General features: G+C 45.1%; 4 protein-coding genes. All 4 read left to right on the top strand.

The window, feature by feature from the left end:
- Window positions 1-106 precede the first annotated feature (106 nt).
- The gene (gene rsfS, locus KH813_RS06310; RefSeq protein WP_303988440.1) at window positions 107-460 is read left to right on the top strand and encodes a ribosome silencing factor; all 354 of its coding nucleotides are present in this window, start codon (window positions 107-109) and stop codon (window positions 458-460) included.
- On the top strand, window positions 432-1,313 hold the full coding sequence (locus KH813_RS06305) for a S1 RNA-binding domain-containing protein (protein ID WP_303994501.1): 882 nt from the start codon (window positions 432-434) through the stop codon (window positions 1,311-1,313). Before rsfS ends, KH813_RS06305 begins: the two co-directional genes overlap by 29 nt.
- Before the next feature lie 4 nt (window positions 1,314-1,317).
- Entirely contained in the window at window positions 1,318-2,655 is a 1,338-nt protein-coding gene (gene trkA / locus KH813_RS06300; protein WP_075938712.1) for a Trk system potassium transporter TrkA, read from the top strand.
- Window position 2,656: 1 nt separating this feature from the next.
- Window positions 2,657-3,348 (top strand): potassium transporter TrkG (locus KH813_RS06295; protein WP_303994500.1); only part of this gene is annotated, 692 nt, incomplete at its 3' end.

The raw sequence follows: 3,348 nt of genomic DNA, 5'->3' as shown, positions 1-3,348 counted from the left end.
GCAAACGGCTGGAGAAGTTTATTACTGGCAAATAGAGCCGATTGGTAGTCAAACGTTGATCGGTAAGACTTTGACTACGAACATGGCAAAATAGGAAGGGGAAAATATGGAAATTAAGCAGTTAACAGAACAGGTTGTATCCTTATTGGAAAGTAAAAAAGGTAAACAGATCAAAGTTTTAAATATGGACGGTATTACTACACTGGCTGATTATTTTATTTTGGTGAATGCAGGGAATAAAAAGCATTCACAGGCATTGGCTGACGAAGTGACTAAACTGTTAGCAGATAATAATGTAGAGCTTTTACGAGAAAACGGATATCGTGAAGGAACCTGGATTTTGCAGGATTTCGGATCGCTTATCGTCCATATCTTTGTGCCGGAAGAACGCACTTACTATGATTTGGACACAATGTGGGGAGACGCCAAAATTGAACAGCAAATCAGCGGCGACCAATAACGTAACGCTAAAAGAAAATACGCTTGTCACTCTTAAGGTCGCACGTACCGGTGAAATGGGAGCTTTTTTGGATGCCGGCACCGGAAATACTTCGGATGATATTCTGCTGCACCATGATCAACAAACCACATCGGTCGAAGAAGGAGATCTTGTGGATGTTTTTCTGTACCATGATCCCAAAGGCAGATTGACCGCGAGCATGCGTTTACCGCGCATTCAACCGGGCCAAATTGCATATGCCGAAGTAATTCAACGCACACGCTTTGGCGCATTCGTTGACTTAGGGACTGAACGCGGTATCTTTTTACCATTTGCCGAAATGAAAGGAAATCTTCAAGAAGGTGATCGCGTTTGGGTTCGTCTTTACGAAGATAAATCCGGTCGACTGGCGGTGAGCATGGATGTCGGCTTGGCCATGCAATCTATTGCTAAACCCAGTGAGGGCATTGAGCGTGGCGATGAAGTAACGGCGGCGATTTATAATATTACCGCTGACGGCGCATTAGGTATTACGCCGCAAAAATATTTGGTTTTTATTCATCGTGATGAATGGGATCATACGATTTTAGTAGGAGAAATGGTTAAGGCGCGGGTTACATTCGTGCGTGCGGACGGTCGTTTGAATGCATCGCTACGTGCACAAAAAGAAACCGCAATAGCCACGGATGCAGCCACGATCCTTGCTTATTTGGAAGCACGTGGCGGTGTAATGCCGTATACGGACAAAAGCGATCCCACGGTCATTCGTCGCCAATTTAACCTCAGTAAAAGTGCGTTCAAACGTGCACTTGGGCATTTAATGAAACAAGGAAAAATTACCCAAGATAATGTGCAGACACGATTAGTGGAGTAGAATTATGAAGATTGTGATTATTGGTGCCGGCAAGGTAGGATACACGCTTGCCCAACGCTTATCGGAAGAAGATCATGATGTCATCTTGATAGATGAAAATTCCGAACGGATTGATTTGATTCGCAGCTATCTGGAAGCCATGTTGATGGTAGGTAACGGAGCCAACCCCGGCTTACTTATGGATATCGGCATGGAAGATACGGAACTTTTTGTTGCGGTAACTGATCGTGATGAAGTAAATCTTTTATCCTGCTACATTGCCAAGCAGTTGGGAGCGACGCAAACCATTGCGCGTGTCCGTGCCAAAGAATACATCTTGCAAAACAATAATCCGGCGTTAGCATCGCTCGGTCTGAACCTCATTATTAACACAGAGATGGTTACAGCCAATGAAGTGATGCAGATTATCAAAATGCCGAATGCCTTGGATGTTGAAAACTTTGCGAATGGCAAAGTCCGACTCTTGGAAATTAAAGCACGTGATAATGAAGATATGTTGGGACAACGGATTCGTGATTTGGAAATTCCCGATAAAGTTCTGATCGTCGGTATTTTCCGACATGGACGTATGATCATTCCAAACGGGGATGATACGCTTCAAATGCTTGATAATGTATTCTTTCTCGGCGAACGACAAGCGATTGAAGGCCTCGAAGAAGAACTGTCTACGACCCGTACGCGAATTCAAAATGTTTTGTTAGTAGGTGCGGGATTGGTTGGCCGTAATTTAGCTATTCTTTTAGAAAAAGCAAATTATCATGTAAAAGTCATTGAAAAAGATTATGAGCGCTGCGAACTCCTTTCGGCGGAAACCGACAATGTAATCGTCATTAATGGTGACGGTACGGATGTCGATCTTTTGCGTGACGAGGAAGTGGGCGATTATGATGCAATTGTTTGTTTGACGGATGATGATAAGCTCAACTTACTTGTCGCTTTAATGGCGCGCCATTTTGGTGTCCAAAGAACTCTTGTACGAGTCGGACGACCGGAGTACATAGACTTGATGGAACAGGTTGGGATCGATATAGTATTTTCACCGCGCTTATTGACTTCAAATGAAATTTTACGACAGATTCGCAAAGGGGAAGTGCTTTCCGTAAGCAGCTTCGAGGATTCGAAGGCAGTTGCTTTGGAACTGAAGGTAACCGAGCAAAATCCTCTCGTACATCGCCCGTTGGCTGAAATCAATTTGCCGGGGACCACTCTATTGGGAGCCATCGTTCGCGGCGAGGAAACGATTGTGCCGAATGGACGAACGGTGTGTGAACCGGGCGATCAAATTGTGTTATTTACACTACCGGAATATAGTGATGCGGTAATTTCATATATGGAAGCGTAGTATGAACAAAAAGATGAAGGCAGTTTGTGCCTTGCTGGGAAAAGTGGTCATGGTGTTTTCCCTCGTTATGCTGGTTCCTTTTTTTTACGGTATTTGCATTAACGAGTGGATTTGGCCGCTTTTCTTTAGCGCCGTAATTACGTTGGTATTAGGAGTATTGATTGATCGCAACGGTCAAAAAAGCACGTCCATCACACTCAGCCAATGGTTTGTACTCGTTTCATTTACTTGGATTTTGGCTTCCTTAGTGGGCGCATTGCCTTACTATATGTGGAACGAGCTTCCCAGTTTCGTCGATGCACTTTTTGAATCGGTTTCCGGTTATACGGCGACCGGCGCTACCGTGATTTTGGACGTCGATGGGATGCCACGTCCGTTGTTGCTATATCGCAGCATGACGCACTGGTTCGGCGGTATGGGGATCATTATTCTGTTGCTCGCTTTTCTGCGCAGTTTGGGCGCGGAGGCGGCGAACCTTTTTAATGCGGAAGCCGCGATTAACGGCTACGGTCAAATTATGCCTCGTATTCGCAAATACGCGATCACGCTATGGGGGATGTACTGTCTTTTCTCAGCCGTGCTTTTTGGACTCTTATGCCTGGCAGGAATGCCGATTTTTGAAGCGCTGAATTATGCCATGTCGATTATTGCGACCGGCGGCTTTGCAGCCCGCAGTGCAGGCGTGTTTATTTA

Origin of the sequence: Negativicoccus succinicivorans (assembly GCF_018373335.1) — a bacterium.
GTDB classification, from domain to species: domain Bacteria; phylum Bacillota; class Negativicutes; order Veillonellales; family Negativicoccaceae; genus Negativicoccus; species Negativicoccus succinicivorans_A.
Note: the sequence above shows the minus strand (reverse complement) of the source record. Positions and strands in the feature narration are given on the sequence as shown.

What these genes read in the sequence shown, in the direction of transcription:
- trkA (WP_075938712.1), top strand. Translation starts at nt 1,318, where the DNA reads ATGAAGATTGTGATTATTGGTGCCGGCAAGGTAGGATACACGCTTGCC.
- rsfS (WP_303988440.1), top strand. Translation starts at nt 107, where the DNA reads ATGGAAATTAAGCAGTTAACAGAACAGGTTGTATCCTTATTGGAAAGT.